Raw genomic sequence first — 14,448 nt, 5'->3', positions numbered from 1 at the left:
CCCCCGAACAGTGGTTGAGTAAGCCCTATGACCACAGACAACCTGCCGGAACCGACCGCCGGCGACGACGATGTCTCGGCCGAGCTGATCGCCGCCTCGCTGCGCGCGGACACCGCGGACCTGGAGATCTACGCGCGGGTGCTGTCCTCCAACCTGATCGAGACCCTGCCGCCCGGCGCGGTCCGGCTGGAGCGCAAGCGCAGCCTGTCCGACCGCGCCGCCGGCCGCGAGGGCCGGGTGGAGAGCGTCGACGTCACCCTGGGCGAGCAGCGTATGACCTTGCGCCTGGGCAAGCACGGCCCGGTCGGCGAGGTCTGCAAGGAGGTCCGCGGCATCGTGCTGTCCCGGCAGCAGGTGGCCATGGACATCTGGATCGAGACGCTGTCCGCGGCCATCGCCGAGACCGCGCGCTCCAACGCCCGGGCGCGCGAGGTGCTGCAAAGGTTCGTGCTGGGGGAGTAGTTTCGAAGGCGCTCGGCCGCGCGGCGGTGGCAGTCGGTACCTCTGCCGCCCCGTACGGCGCCGCCGACAGGTATGGGCGAATCCGGCATTCCTGTGCGCCCGAAACCTCTGAAGCAGATCACGAGTCGGCAACGGCGCGCGCTTCGAACTGGCGCGCCAAGCCGCCGATTCGGCAAAGTGGCGAACCATATATGCCCGCCACACGGAAGCACGGTCGCCATGACTTCGCCGCACGACGCCGGGTCGGACCCGGACCGTTCCGCGCGGCGGCACGCGCTGGAGAACTATCGGGAGTTCTTCGACTACCCGATCGATCCGGATGTACACGAGACCGCCGTGATCCCGCGGATTCGCGACGACCGAGAACCCGAGTATCAGATACCTTACACGGCGGCTGAGCCCGCACCGCCGCCGGGTTTCGCGGGAGGGCCCGGAACTGCGGAGATCCACGAATCCGTGGCGGTGGAAGGGATCCAAGCTTCGTCGGTGGCGACCGCCGTGTATCCGGAGACTTATATAAAGGACAAGCCCTCCACCGAACTGCCGGCATCGGCGCCGCCCTCGCCCCGCCCGCCCGGGCACCGCCGCCGCGGCCGACGCAAACTGGCCGCGTCCCTGTGGCCGTTCCACGCGTACGACCGCGCGCAAGCACCGAATCCCACCGCCATCCGCTCCCGTTCCACCACCGCGACCGTGTGGCGCAAACTCAGAGCGGACCGCGCGGCGGTCTTCGGCGGCTGCACCGTCGTGGTCCTGATCCTGCTCGCCGTCTTCGCCCCGGTGGTCACCGGGGCGTTCGGCGTGGCCCCGAACCAGCTCCACCCCGAGCTCACCGACGCCACCTTCGGTCCGCACGGGTCCTTCGGCGGCATCAGCCGGGCCCACCCGCTCGGCGTGGACCAGCGCATGGGCCGGGACATCCTGGCCCGGTTGCTGTTCGGCGCGCGCGTGAGCCTGCTGATCGCCGCCGGGGCGACGCTGCTCAGCGTGGGCCTGGGCACCGCGCTCGGGATCGTGTCCGGCTACCTCGGCGGCCGGGTGGACCTGGTGCTGATGCGGATCGCCGACGTGTTCCTGGCGTTCCCGCTCATGCTCTTCGCGCTCGGCCTCACCGGGGCGCTGTCCGACCAGGCCTTCGGCCTGTCCGGGAACGCGCTGCGGATCGCCATCATGATCTTCGTGATGGGGTTCTTCAACTGGCCCTACATCGCGCGCATCGTGCGCGGTGAAGTGCTGTCGCTGCGCGAGCGGGAGTTCGTCACCGCCGCGCGGGCCATGGGCGCCACGACCCGCTGGATCCTGTGGCGCGAGCTGTTGCCCAACCTGCTGGCGCCGATCCTGGTCTACACCACCTTGCTGATCCCGGCGAACATCATCTTCGAAGCCGGACTGTCCGCTCTGGGAATCGGCCTGAACCCACCCACCGCCTCCTGGGGGCAGATGATGACCGACGCGGTCGCCACCGTGTACACCGACCCCGAGTATCTGGTCGTGCCAGGCATGGCAGTATTCATCACCGTGCTGGCGTTCAACCTGTTCGGAGACGGGTTGCGCAACGCCACCGATCCCACCGCACAGTGACGCTTCGCGGCACGACGCTAGCCATGAAGAAGGAAACCGCTGTGATACCCAAAATCTCGATCCGCGCGGGAGCCATAGCCGCGGCGCTCGCACTGGCCCTGTCCGCCTGCGGCTCCAGCAGCGGTGGCGGGAGCGGCGCCTCGGCCATGGGCCCGGGTTACAACCTGGCCAGCAGCCAGGTCCTGAACGCCTCGGTCAAGGCCGGCGGCACCATGAACCTGATCTCCTCGCAGACGTTCGACTCGATCGACCCCGGGATCACGTACTCCGCGCAGACCTGGAACCTGTTCCGGATGTTCGCCCGGCCGATGATGGCCTACGAGCACACGCCCGGCGGCAACCAGATCGTCGGCGACCTGGCGACCGGTCCGGGCAAGGAGTCCGACAACGGCAAGACCTGGACCTACACCCTGGACCCGGGCGCCACCTTCGAGGACGGCACCGCGATCACGTCCTCCGACGTGCGCTGGGCGATCGAGCGGTCCAACTGGTCCTCGCTGGTCGGCAACGGCCCGACCTACTTCCGCAACATCCTCACGCCCTCCAGCGACCCCAGGTTCGCCCAGTTCGCCAACCTGGACGTCTACAAGGACGGCGACAAGGCCTTCGACAAGATCATCGACACCAGCGACCCGACGAAGATCGTGTTCCACCTGCCGAACTCCTTCGGCGAGTTCGACTACGTCATGACCCTGTTGCAGACGGCTCCGGTGGAGCGCGGCATCGACAGCAAGGACGCCGGCGACACCTACGCCAAGAAGCCGATCTCCACCGGCGCCTACAAGATCCAGAGCTACTCCCCGGGCAAGGAGCTCAAGCTGGTCCCGAACCCGGCGTACAACCAGCAGTCGGACCCGAACCACATGCACGTGGCCCGGGCCGCCCTGGTGGACGTGCAGCTCGGCGTGGACTCCGGGGAGCGCGACCAGGAACTGCTGGACGGCCAGGCCGACGCCGACCTGGGGTCGGCGCTGAACGTGGCCGACCACGCGAAGGTGTTGCAGGACAACGTCCTGAAGTCGGAGACCGACGACGCGCCGGACTCCTCGATCGCCTACTCCTCGATCAACACCCAGCTGATCCCGGACGTCGACTGCCGGCAGGCGATCGAGTACGCGGTGAACAAGAACACGGTGCAGAACCAGCTCGGCGGCAGCTGGGGCGGTTCGATCGCCACCAACCTGCTGCCGCCCAGCATCCCGGGCGCGGTGCAGTTCCCGACCTACACCTATGACCCGGGCAAGGCGAAGACCCTGCTGGCCAAGTGCAAGTCGGACTCACCGCAGCTGTTCGACAGCAGCGGCGCCCTGTCCTTCAAGATCGCTGCTCAGGTGAACGCCCCGGACCTGCAGAACGCCGCGACCGCGATCCAGTCCTCGCTGGCCGGGGTGGGCATCAACACCCAGGTGACGCTGTTCCCGTTCGGCCAGTACAGCCAGTACTGCGGCAACCAGGACTACTCCCGGGCGCACAAGCTGGGCATGTGCCTGGCCAACTGGGGCCCGGACTGGCTCACCGGCTACGGCATGCTGGACCAGCTGGTCACCGCCAACGGCATCTCGGCCACCGGCAGCCAGAACTACGCGTTCCTCAACGACAAGACGGTCAACGACCTGGAGCAGGACGCGCTGAACAGCGTCGAGCCGAGCACCCAGCAGCAGGACTGGGTCAAGATCGACCACCGGGTCATGGACCTGGCGGCCATCGTCCCGCTGACCCAGCGCAACGTCATGCGCTTCCGTTCCTCGAACCTCACCAACGTGATGATCAACCAGGCCGGCAGCGGCGGCTACGACCTGTCGGTCCTGGGCGTGAAGTGAGCGCGTCCGCGCGCCGCGCCGCTGTGTTCGGCTGAGGTGTTCGGCTGGGATAGGCCACGGGCGTAGCCGCGGTACAGACCGGCGTGGCGGGCGGACGGAAACAACTGCGAAACGAGGGATGCGGCGGTATGACGACCTTCCTGGTGCGCCGGGCCGTCACCGCCGTGCTCCTGATGTTCGGCGTGGTCCTGGTGACCTTCCTGGTGTTCTATGTCGTGCCGGGCCTGGGCGGGCGCACCACGGACCAACTGGCCGCGCAGTTCGCCAGCCGCGACCCCTCCCCGGAGCAGCTGGCGGTGATCGAGCACCGGCTGGGGCTGGACCAGCCGCTGTACGTCCAGTTCTGGGACTATCTCAGAGCCCTGGTGGCCGGCACGGACCTGCCGCCGGGCTCGGGTGCCGCGCACTGCTCGGCGCCGTGTCTGGGGTGGTCCTGGCGGCTGCACGAGTCGGTGCTGGCGCTGATCCTGGACCGGCTGCCGGTGACGGTCTCCATCGCGGTCGGCGCGGCGGTGCTGTGGCTGGTGTTCGGCGTGCTCTCCGGCGCGCTCGCGGCGGTGTTCCGCGGCGGTCTGGTCGACCGGGTGATCCGGGTGGCCGCCCTGGTCGGGGTCTGCCTGCCGGTGGTGTTCATCGGCCCGCTGGCCCGGGCCAAACTGACCTGGCTGTTCCCCTCGGTCTCCTATTACTCCTTCCTGCACAACCCCTTTGTGTGGGCCGACCATCTCGTACTGCCCTGGGTGACGCTGGCGATCGGCTACTTCGCGCTCTACACGCGGCTCACCCGTTCGGGCATGATCGATGCCTTGTCCGGCCATTTCATCCGGACCGCGCAGGCCAAGGGCCTGCCCCGGCGGCGCGTGGTCTGGCAGGGGCTGCGCACCACGTTCCCGACCGTGGCCACCGTCTTCGCCATGGACCTGGGCCTGCTGTTGGGTGGCGCGGTGCTGGCCGAGAAGGTCTACGGGCTGCACGGGATCGGCGACCTGGCGCAGAACGGCGTGGACGGCCAGGACCTGCCGGTGGTGCTCGGCGTGACGCTGTTCGCAGGGCTCTTCATCGTTGTCGCGAACTTCGTGGTCGACGCCGCCTATGCTGTCCTGGACCCGCGCATCCGGCTGGATTGACGCGCCGGGCGGCGGCACGCGGTGAGGGTTTCGCGCCATCGGTACGCCGAGGACGCCAGCAGGTGGTCGCTCACCTACCTTAGGTAGCCGATCACTTCCCTTCTAAGGTCCCTCGTGTCAAGGGGCAATCGCCTAAGTATGTGCTCCAGATCGGGTAACACCCCGTTAACCTCAGGGATGGTTACCACCCACTTCTAAGGTGGCGAAGGCGGCCCCTGATACCCCGAAATGGCTCGGTGACCGGCCGATCCAGGATTGATCACAGTTCGGACAAGGCTGCCCCAACCCCCTAGCCAAGCCGGGGGCCCAGGCGCCACTCTCCTGTGGAGGGCCCCGGCCCGACAGTGCAATGTGCAATACCACCGGCGACTCGCTTCGGGGCGGCCGCCGGGCGTGACGTGATCACGATTCCGCCCTGCCTGACTCTCCGGTGCGCTCACAAGGCCTTCCGAGTCAGACGACCACCGAGGATTCACATGACAACGCTGCCAGGGGACGCCTCCACCCTGCACGACGATTTCGGCGAGGAAGAGTCGCCGGACCCGGTTACGCCGGCGGCGAAGACCATCGAGGGTCGGTCGCTGTCACAGATCGCGTGGTCGCGGTTGAAGAAGGACCGCGTGGCGATGGCCGCGGGCATCATCATCGTGCTGCTGGTGCTGATCGCGATCTTCGCGCCGCTGCTGGCCTCGCTCAGCGGCAACTCCGACCCGAACGCCCAGTTCATGGACAGCATCGACCCCAACACCTCGATGCCGCTGGGCTCAGCCGGCGGCATCAGCTCCACCCACCTGCTGGGTCTGGAGCCGGTGATCGGCCGCGACGTCCTGACCCGGGTGCTCTACGGCTCCCGGATCAGCCTGCTCATCGCCACCTCGGCCTCGCTGCTCTCGCTGATCATCGGGATCGCCATGGGCGTCATCGCCGGCTACTTCGGCGGCTGGATCGACGCGGCGATCTCCCGCATCATGGACGTCTTCCTGGCCTTCCCGCTGCTGCTGTTCGCGCTGGCGCTGGCCGCCATCGTCTCCGACCACGCCTTCGGGATGTCCGGTGACACCCTTCATATAGCGATGCTGATCTTCATCATCGGCTTCTTCGGCTGGCCCTATGCCGGCCGCATCGTCCGCGGACAGACCATCGCCCTGCGCCAGCGGGAGTTCGTGGACGCCGCGCGGGTCCTGGGCGCCAAGCCCCGCCGGATCATCCTCAAGGAGCTGATGCCGAACCTGATCGCTCCGGTTCTGGTCTACGGCACCCTGTTGATCCCGGCGAACATCCTGTTCGAGGCGGCCCTGTCCTTCCTGGGCGTCGGCATCCGGCCGCCGACACCGTCGTGGGGCAAGATGCTCAACGACGCGATCCAGTACTACCGTGTCGACCCCGCGTTCCTGATCATCCCGGGTGCCGCGATCTTCATCACGGTCATGGCCTTCAACCTGTTCGGCGACGGCCTGCGCGACGCCTTCGACCCGAAGGCGCACTAAACGAGAATTCCCCCGGCGTCGCACCGCCGGGGGCCCAGGCGGGACGGTCTCCCATTTCCGAGCCGGCCCTGCCGTCACCTGCGAGATCAGCAAGATCAGTTGCATCGACACCGAAAGCATTCCACATTCTGGGATGCCGGGCTGACCAAGGGGGTCCACCCGCAATGAATCGTCACAAGCTGTTGGGCGGCGTGGCGCTATTCGCGTCCGTCGCTCTGGCAGCCTCGGCGTGCTCCAGTTCGAAGACGAACTCAACGAGCTCCTCGCCGACTTCTGCCGTAACCACTTTGCCCTCGGGCAACACCAGCGCCGGTACCGGCTTCAACGCCGCCGTGACCAGCATCGTCCGCCCCTCTGACAAGGAGGGCGGCACCCTGACCATGGTGGACCGGTCGGACTTCGACTCGGTCGACACCGGCAACACCTACGACGCGTTCGCCTGGGCGATCATGGACGACTGGTCGCGCCCGATGATGACCTACGCCCAGCAGCCCGGCGCTGCCGGCGCGAAGGTGGTCCCGGACCTGGCCCAGGCGCCCGGCGTGGTCTCCAACAACGGTCTGACCTGGACCTACAAGATCAAGCCGGGTGTGAAGTACCAGGACGGCTCGGTGGTGACGTCGCAGGACGTCAAGTACGCCATCGAGCGCTCCAACTGGGGCCAGAACATCCTGATCAACGGCCCGTCGTACTTCCCGGAGTTCGTGCAGGACAACACCCACTACAAGGGCCCCTACGCGGACAAGAACCCGAACGACGGCGTCTCGGGCATCACCACGCCGGACAACCAGACCATCGTGTTCAACCTGACCACGCCGTTCTCGGACTTCGACTACCTGATGGCGCTGCCGGGCTCGGCCCCGGTGCCGCGGGCGAAGGACACCGGCGCGGACTACTTCAAGACCTACGACTCGACCGGTCAGTACAAGATCGACAACTACCAGGTCGGCAACGAGCTGGACCTCTCGCCGAACCCGGCCTTCGACCCGAGCACCGACCCGGACAAGCTCCACGTCCTGCGGGCCTCGAAGATCGTGATCAAGCTCAAGCAGGACGTCTCGACCATCGACGACAACCTGTTCGACGGGGCGGCGAACGTCGACCTGACCGGTGTCGGCGTGCAGCCGGCCACCCAGAGCAAGATCCTGGGCAACCCGAAGTACAAGGCCGACGCGGACTCCGCGTACGCGAACTCCACCGAGTACTTCGCGATCAACACGCTGCAGAAGCCGTTCGACAACGTCGACTGCCGTAAGGCGATCGAGTGGGTCGTCGACAAGGCCACGATGCAGACCGAGGCCGGCGGCGCCCAGGGCGGCGGTGACATCGCCAGCACCATCGACCCGCCCACGATCCCGGGCTGGAAGGCCGGCGACCAGTACCTGACGCCGGGCAACAAGGGCGACGTCGCGCAGTCCAAGAAGGAACTGGCGCTGTGCCAGCAGGCCGAGCCGGACCAGTTCAACCCCGACGGCACCGTCAAGGGCTCGTTCGAGGTCATGGCCCGTGACAACGCGGTCAAGGAAGCGAACATGGTCCAGACGCTTCAGACCAACCTCAAGAGCATCGGCATCAGCGTCACGATCGACCTGAAGCCGTTCGACAAGTACAACTCGGCGTTCGCCGGCAACAAGCAGTACGCCCAGCAGCACCGGGTCGCCGTCAGCTTCATGAAGTGGGGCGCGGACTTCCCGTCCGGCTACGGCTTCATGTACGGCATCCTGGACGGTGCCTCGATCCGTGACGCCGGTGGCTACAACCTGTCGTGGGACGCGGACAAGGCCATCGACGACGGCATCACCAAGGCGCTGGCCGAGACCGACCCGACCACCCGTGGCAACGACTACGCGGCGGTGGACCACCAGGCCCTGTCCGACGCGCTGGTCGTGCCGCTGGTCTGGGACAAGAACCTGGTCTACCGGCCGGAGTCGCTGACGAACGTCATCTTCAGCCAGGGTCTCGGGATGTACCTGATGTCGGCCCTGGGTGTGCAGTAAGTAACACGCACCCGTCGAAGGCCAAAACCCTTCGCTTTCACAGATAGGCAGGTGAAGGCAGGGAACCTCGGTGGCGCCGACGGAACTCACAAGGTTTCGTCGGCGCCGCCGGGCGACCGCCGCCGCACTCCGTGGTTACCTACATCATCAGACGTCTGTTCGCAGCAGTCGTGCTGCTGTTCGTGATCAGCATGATCACGTTCTTCATCTTCTACGTCTTCCCGCGCCTGGGTGGGCAGACGACGGAGTCGCTGGCGTCACAGTTCGTCGGCAAGACCCAGAGCGCCCAGGCTATCCAGGGCGTCATCCACCGCTTCGGCTTCGACCAGCCGATCTGGGTGCAGTACGGGCGGTTCGTCAAGGGCATCTTCTTCGGCTACGACTACGACACCGGCACCCAGATGGCGCACTGCTACGCGCCGTGCCTGGGCTACTCCTTCAAGACCAACACCCTGGTGTCCACCTCGATCGCGCAGTGGCTGCCGGTGACGATCTCGCTGGCCATCGGCGCCTCGATCCTGTGGCTGATCTTCGGGGTCTCGGTCGGCGTCGCCTCGGCGCTGAAGAAGGGCTCGTTCATCGACCGGGCCGGCATGATCACCGCGCTGATCGGCGTCTCGCTGCCGGTCTACTTCGTCGGCCCGCTGCTGGCGTTGGCGTTCGTGGTCAACTGGCACATCTTCCCTGATCCGGACTACGTGGCGTTCACCTCTAATCCGGTCTCCTGGTTCACCCACATGCTCCTGCCCTGGATCGCGGTGGCGTTCGGGCTGGCGGCCCTGTACGCGCGGCTCACCCGGGTCGGCATGCTGGACACCATGAACGAGGACTTCATCCGCACCGCCCGGGCCAAGGGCCTGCCGGAGCGGACGGTCATCTTCAAGCACGCGCTGCGCGCGGCCCTGACCCCGATCGTCACCATCTTCGGCATGGACCTCGGCTTCGCCCTGGGCGGCGTGGTGCTGGCCGAGCAGGTGTTCAACCTGCCGGGCATCGGCCGGGAGGCGGTCGACGCGGTGAACCAGTCCGACCTGCCCGTCATCATGGGCGTCACGATCGTGGCCAGCGCCTTCATCGTGCTGGCGAACCTGGTCGTCGACCTGCTGTACGGCGTCGTCGACCCCCGAGTGAGGGTCTCATGAGCAACGAAGCATCCTCTGGCGTCGTGGAGGACATCGCGCTGGAGAACACCAGCCCGCGCGCCTTCCTGGACGTCCGTGACCTCAAGGTGCACTTCCCGACCGACGACGGCGTCGTGAAGTCGGTGGACGGGATCACCTTCGCGCTGGAGCGCGGCAAGACGCTGGGCATCGTCGGCGAGTCCGGCTCCGGCAAGTCGGTCACCTCGCTGTCGATCATGGGCCTGCACCGCACCGCGAACGACCGCAAGAAGAAGCGCGGGGCCCAGATCTCCGGCGAGATCTGGTTGGACGGCCAGGACCTGGTGACCGCCTCCCCGGAGGAGGTCCGCCGGCTGCGCGGCGAGAAGATGGCGATGATCTTCCAGGATCCGCTGTCCGCGATGCACCCCTTCTACACGGTCGGCGCCCAGATCATCGAGGCCTACCGGGTACACAACAAGGTCTCCAAGTCGGTCGCCCGCAAGCGCGCGATCGAGCTGTTGGAGCTGGTCGGCATCCCGCAGCCGAACACCCGGGTGGACGACTTCCCGCACCAGTTCTCCGGCGGCATGCGCCAGCGCGCGATGATCGCCATGGCGCTGGTCTGCAACCCCTCGCTGCTGATCGCCGACGAGCCGACCACCGCGCTGGACGTGACCGTGCAGGCCCAGATCCTGGACCTGATGCGCGATCTTCAGCGCGAGTTCAACAGCGCGCTGGTCGTGATCACCCACGACCTGGGCGTGGTGGCCGAACTCGCCGACGACATCATGGTGATGTACGGCGGCAAGGCGGTCGAGTACGGCAGCGCGCACGACATCTTCAAGGCCCCCGAGCACCCCTACACCTGGGGTCTGCTGGCCTCGATGCCGCGTCTGGACCGGGAGCGGGCCGCGCGCCTGACCCCGATCCAGGGCAACCCGCCCTCGCTGATCAACGTGCCCAGCGGCTGCGCCTTCCACCCGCGGTGCCCCTACGGCGCCGCGGAGACCGGCGGCCGCAGCGACACCGAGATCCCGCTGCTGGCCGCGACCTCACCGGGGCACCTGGTGCGCTGCCACATGGACCCGGCACGGCGCCGGGAGATATACACCGAGAAGATCCAGGGGTCGCTGTGAGCACGGAAACCACGGCGCAGACGTCCGAGACCGCGACGGTGGACCCGGACGCGCTGCTGCAGGTCAACAATCTGGTCAAGCACTTCCCGATCCGGCGCGGCCTGCTCCAGCGCCAGGTCGGCGCGGTGCAGGCGGTGGACGGCATCAGCTTCTCCGTCCGCGCCGGGGAGACCCTGGGCCTGGTCGGCGAGTCCGGCTGCGGCAAGTCCACCACCGGCAAGCTGCTGGCCCGGCTCGACGAGCCGACCCAGGGCTCGATCATGTTCGACGGCCGGGACATCGCGCACATGAGCCAGGGCCAGCTGCGGCCGCTGCGCCGGGACATCCAGATGGTGTTCCAGGACCCGCAGTCCTCGCTGAACCCCCGGCACACCGTCGGCACCATCGTCGGCGCGCCGTTCCACATCCAGGGCATCGCCACGCCCAACGGCGTCAAGAAGGCGGTCCAGGACCTGCTGTCCCTGGTGGGCCTGTCCCCGGAGCACTACAACCGCTACCCGCACGAGTTCTCCGGCGGTCAGCGCCAGCGCATCGGCATCGCCCGGGCCCTGGCCCTCAAGCCCAAGCTGGTGATCGCCGACGAGCCGGTCTCGGCGCTGGACGTGTCCATCCAGGCCCAGGTGATGAACCTGCTGGAGGACCTCCAGACCGAACTGAACCTGGCGTACGTCTTCATCGCCCACGACCTGTCGGTGGTCCGTCACATCTCCGACCGGGTCGCGGTGATGTACCTGGGCAAGATCGTCGAGATCGCCGACCAGGCCGACATGTACACCAAGCCGCACCACCCCTACACCAACGCCCTGCTGTCCGCGGTGCCGATCCCGGACCCGGACCGCAAGGACGGCAAGGCCGAGGGGCAGGTGGAGCGCATCCGCCTGGTCGGCGACGTGCCCTCGCCGATCAACCCGCCGGCCGGCTGCCGCTTCAACACCCGGTGCTGGAAGGCGCAGGACGTGTGCCGCACGCAGGAGCCGCCGCTGCTGCAGATCGGCTCGCTGTCCGCGGCCGGGTACGCGCACCAGGTGGCTTGCCACTTCCCGGAGAACGTGTAGCGGGTTCAGTGGGTGGTTAGCCCGGTTGCCCGGGTCAGCCCGGTGGGAGCGTTCGCTTCCGCCGGGCTTTCGGTTTTGCGGGGCCGGTAAGCGTTGCGCCTATCAGCCTGTCAGAGTACTGATGTCATTGAGCGTGGCCAGGCCGGAGGCGTCGAGTTCGAGGTCCGCGGCGGCCAGATTCTCTTCCAGATGCGCCGGATTCCTGGTCCCGGGGATGGCCAGGATCGCGGGGGAGTGCGCCAGCAGCCAGGCGATGGTGACTTGCGCGTGCGAGGCGCCGTGGCGATCGGCGAGGACCTGCAACGCGGCGCGCTGAGCGGCGTGCGGCAACTCCATGCCGGCCGCTAGCGGGAAGTAGGGCACGAACGCGATGCCCCGCCGCTCACACTCGCCGAGCACATCCGCGCTACCGCGGTCGAACAGGAAGAAGCGGTTCTGTACGGCCACGACGGGAGCTATCGCTTCCGCCGCTTCGAGCTGTGCGACGGTGCAACCGGACAGCCCGAGGTAACTGATCAGGCCCTGCGCGCGGAGTTCGGCCAGGGCGGCGTAGGACTCGGCGAACGGCGTCGGGCCGGGTGGCAGCAGGCCGTCGCCGCCGACGCGGAGGTAGACCAGCGGGAGGCGATCCACGCCGAGTGTCGCAAGGTTCTGTTGAATCTGCGCGGTCAGCTCCTCCGGCGACGCGGCAGCCAGGAAGGTGCCGTCCGGCGCGCGATCCACACCGACCTTGGTGGCGATGGTGAGTCCGGCCGGATACGGCGACAGTGCTTCGCGCAGCAGAGCGTTCGCGACGTCGGGGCCGTACGCGGCGCTCGTGTCGAAGTGCGTGACTCCGGCGTCCGCGGCACGCCGGACGACGGCCAGTGCGCAGGGGCGGTCGGCGGGCGGGCCCCAGACACCGGGGCCGGGGAGCTGCATGGCGCCGTAGCCGAGGCGGGTGAGGGTCAGGTCGGGGGCGTTGGTCGGGGTGAGGGTCTGCACGGTGGTTCCCTTCAGTGCTCGATCAGCTGGTCTCGCTGCTCCCGCTGCTTCCGGAAGTGCCGGCGCTCCCGCCGCTCGTTTCGGAGTCGCTGAGCAGCCGCTCCTTCAAGCGGGCCTGCACGGAATCCACGGTCACGCCGCCGTCCGGATGCGCCTGCACCTTCCCGCGCCGGGCGAGGTCGTGCACCCCCTGCCGGGTGATCCCGAGCATCGCCGCGGCCACCGTGAACGACACCACCTCGGCGTTCGGATGCCCGGCCCGGAGCAGGACGGCCCGGCCGAAGGGCGTGGTCCACCAGTTCGAGGGCGGATCGAAGGGCTGGTCCGAGGGAAACAGGGTGCTGATCAGGCGGATGGCGGTCATCCGGGCGGTGTCGTCGTCCGGACCCAGCAGTTCCTCGGTCCAGACCAGCACGGCCTCGAAGGCGCGGCGTCGCAGGCCCTTGTCGAGCCCGAACAGGACGTCGACCGGCCCCAGGACGCGGGCCTCGACCAGGCGGCTCAGGTCTCGCGCCAGCTCTTCGTGGGCGGCGCGCCAGGTTTTCGGCATGTGGGGCTCCCCGGTTGGTTCAGAGCAGGTTCATGACTACTTGACGAGTAGCGTCTAGTACTTGCTCTGGCATGTCAAGTGCCCCCACCCCATCTGGACACCCCATCCGAGATCGTGTGCCTGACTTGGGATCCCAGGCTCTTGGGCCCGTCCGCGTCGAGCGGTAGCCCGCTCACCTGCCCGAGCGCCGAGTCGACGGCACGCTCTGCCGCGCGATAGATCCCGCCGGCGCCCCGCAGCGAGTTCACCGTGCCCCGCGCCTCCCGAAGCGCTCGCAGGATGCTGAGTCCGCGCGCCGACCCGATCGCGTCCCGCGCCGCCTTCAACTCGCCGAGTTCCGCCGCCAACTGCTCCAACACCGCGGCCAACTCCGCCGATATCCGCTCGGCGCGGGCCACGAAGACCGCGAGCGTCGCCGACTCGGCCAGCGCACCGCCGACCGTGGCCAGCCCGAAGGTGAGCACATCGGCCACCGCGGTCGCCGCCAACTCGGCCGCCGCCCACGCCGCGGCGTCGGCGACTATGCCGGTCACAGTGTCCTGCGCCGCACCCGCTGCGACCCCGGCTCGGTTGAGGACCTGCGCGGTCGCCGCCATCCCGGCTGCGAGCTGGTCCAGCGAGGCGAGGTACGCGCCCATCGCTGCGCCGAACTTCGCCGAGGCCTCCCCGCCCCAGCTCCCAGCGACCGGAATCCCACTGTGCCGCACCTGTATGGATATCCGCCGCACTGCCACCGCCTGCTCCAGCCACGCCGTCGCCGCAGCGTGCAGAGCCTCGGCATCGCCGGTCACCCGCTCCAGCACGGCTATCAGGCCCGCCTCGCGCAGCGCCCATTCGACGCCGGACGCCAACACGCCCTCCAGCCCGCCCGCAGCGGCCCGACGCACCGGAGCCAGCGCCACCTCAAAACCCTGCGGCTCCTCGCTCACCCACGCATAGCCGACCCCCAGTGGCACCGCCTCGGCTGCCCGGGCGCGCTCGACCCAACTCGCCGACATGCTCGCCGCTAGCAGCTGCTCGGTTGCCCAGGCTTGCCCGTCTCCGCCCGCCGACATGCTCGCCTCTGGCTGCTCCTCGGCTGTCCAGGCCGCTGATCTGGTCACGCCGGGCTGCTTCCCGGTTGCCCAGGCTTGCTCGCCTCCGCCC

At 68.1% G+C, this 14,448-nt stretch carries 12 protein-coding genes and 1 pseudogene; 9 read left to right on the top strand and 4 right to left on the bottom strand.

Annotated elements, in window-relative coordinates; all coding sequences use genetic code 11:
• Positions 1 to 27 precede the first annotated feature (27 nt).
• From IZR01_RS40960 to IZR01_RS40940, 5 genes are all read left to right on the top strand, one after another.
• On the top strand, positions 28 to 462 hold the full coding sequence (locus IZR01_RS40960) for a hypothetical protein (protein WP_194895122.1): 435 nt from the start codon (positions 28 to 30) through the stop codon (positions 460 to 462).
• 219 nt (positions 463 to 681) lie between these two features.
• On the top strand, positions 682 to 2,043 hold the full coding sequence (locus tag IZR01_RS40955; protein ID WP_194926984.1) for an ABC transporter permease: 1,362 nt from the start codon (positions 682 to 684) through the stop codon (positions 2,041 to 2,043).
• A gap of 41 nt (positions 2,044 to 2,084) precedes the next feature.
• Positions 2,085 to 3,863: an ABC transporter substrate-binding protein gene (locus IZR01_RS40950; RefSeq protein WP_194898169.1), complete on the top strand. Its 1,779-nt coding sequence runs from the start codon at positions 2,085 to 2,087 to the stop codon at positions 3,861 to 3,863.
• 128 nt (positions 3,864 to 3,991) lie between these two features.
• Complete coding sequence (locus tag IZR01_RS40945) at positions 3,992 to 4,990, top strand: ABC transporter permease (protein WP_194926983.1); 999 nt, start codon at positions 3,992 to 3,994, stop codon at positions 4,988 to 4,990.
• A gap of 476 nt (positions 4,991 to 5,466) precedes the next feature.
• Positions 5,467 to 6,477, top strand: a complete 1,011-nt coding sequence (locus tag IZR01_RS40940) for an ABC transporter permease (RefSeq protein WP_194898171.1) — start codon at positions 5,467 to 5,469, stop codon at positions 6,475 to 6,477.
• Between the two features lie 172 nt (positions 6,478 to 6,649).
• Here IZR01_RS40940 and IZR01_RS40935 read toward each other — a convergent pair whose 3' ends face one another.
• Complete coding sequence (locus tag IZR01_RS40935) at positions 6,650 to 6,820, bottom strand: hypothetical protein (protein ID WP_194898172.1); 171 nt, start codon at positions 6,818 to 6,820, stop codon at positions 6,650 to 6,652.
• On the opposite strand from IZR01_RS40935, the gene IZR01_RS40930 reads away from it, so the two are divergent.
• The 4 genes from IZR01_RS40930 to IZR01_RS40915 all read left to right on the top strand — a co-directional run bounded on the left by IZR01_RS40930 (position 6,810) and on the right by IZR01_RS40915 (position 11,768).
• Entirely contained in the window at positions 6,810 to 8,474 is a 1,665-nt protein-coding gene (locus IZR01_RS40930) for an ABC transporter substrate-binding protein (RefSeq protein ID WP_194926982.1), read from the top strand. The genes IZR01_RS40935 and IZR01_RS40930 overlap by 11 nt on opposite strands.
• Positions 8,475 to 8,605: 131 nt before the next feature.
• Positions 8,606 to 9,616 (top strand): ABC transporter permease, encoded by a 1,011-nt coding sequence (locus tag IZR01_RS40925; RefSeq protein ID WP_194898174.1) that lies wholly within the window; start codon positions 8,606 to 8,608, stop codon positions 9,614 to 9,616.
• Positions 9,613 to 10,713: an ABC transporter ATP-binding protein gene (locus tag IZR01_RS40920; RefSeq protein ID WP_194898175.1), complete on the top strand. Its 1,101-nt coding sequence runs from the start codon at positions 9,613 to 9,615 to the stop codon at positions 10,711 to 10,713. The genes IZR01_RS40925 and IZR01_RS40920 overlap by 4 nt, the downstream gene beginning before the upstream one ends.
• Entirely contained in the window at positions 10,710 to 11,768 is a 1,059-nt protein-coding gene (locus IZR01_RS40915) for an ABC transporter ATP-binding protein (RefSeq protein WP_194898176.1), read from the top strand. Before IZR01_RS40920 ends, IZR01_RS40915 begins: the two co-directional genes overlap by 4 nt.
• Positions 11,769 to 11,870: 102 nt before the next feature.
• Here the strand turns inward: IZR01_RS40915 and IZR01_RS40910 are convergent, their stop codons facing one another.
• The 3 genes and pseudogenes from IZR01_RS40910 to IZR01_RS40900 all read right to left on the bottom strand — a co-directional run.
• Positions 11,871 to 12,752, bottom strand: coding sequence for an aldo/keto reductase (locus IZR01_RS40910; RefSeq protein ID WP_323746632.1), 882 nt, complete (start codon positions 12,750 to 12,752; stop codon positions 11,871 to 11,873).
• 22 nt (positions 12,753 to 12,774) lie between these two features.
• Positions 12,775 to 13,302 carry a hypothetical protein gene (locus IZR01_RS40905; RefSeq protein WP_194926981.1) on the bottom strand — a complete coding sequence of 176 codons (528 nt, stop codon included), beginning with the start codon at positions 13,300 to 13,302 and terminating at the stop codon, positions 12,775 to 12,777.
• Positions 13,303 to 13,376: 74 nt separating this feature from the next.
• Positions 13,377 to 14,448: pseudogene (locus IZR01_RS40900) on the bottom strand (hypothetical protein); the annotation flags it as partial.

The organism is Catenulispora pinisilvae (genome assembly GCF_015356865.1).
Classification (GTDB): domain Bacteria; phylum Actinomycetota; class Actinomycetes; order Streptomycetales; family Catenulisporaceae; genus Catenulispora; species Catenulispora pinisilvae.
The sequence above is the reverse complement of the archived record's forward strand: the minus strand, read 5'-3'. Positions and strand labels throughout refer to the sequence as shown.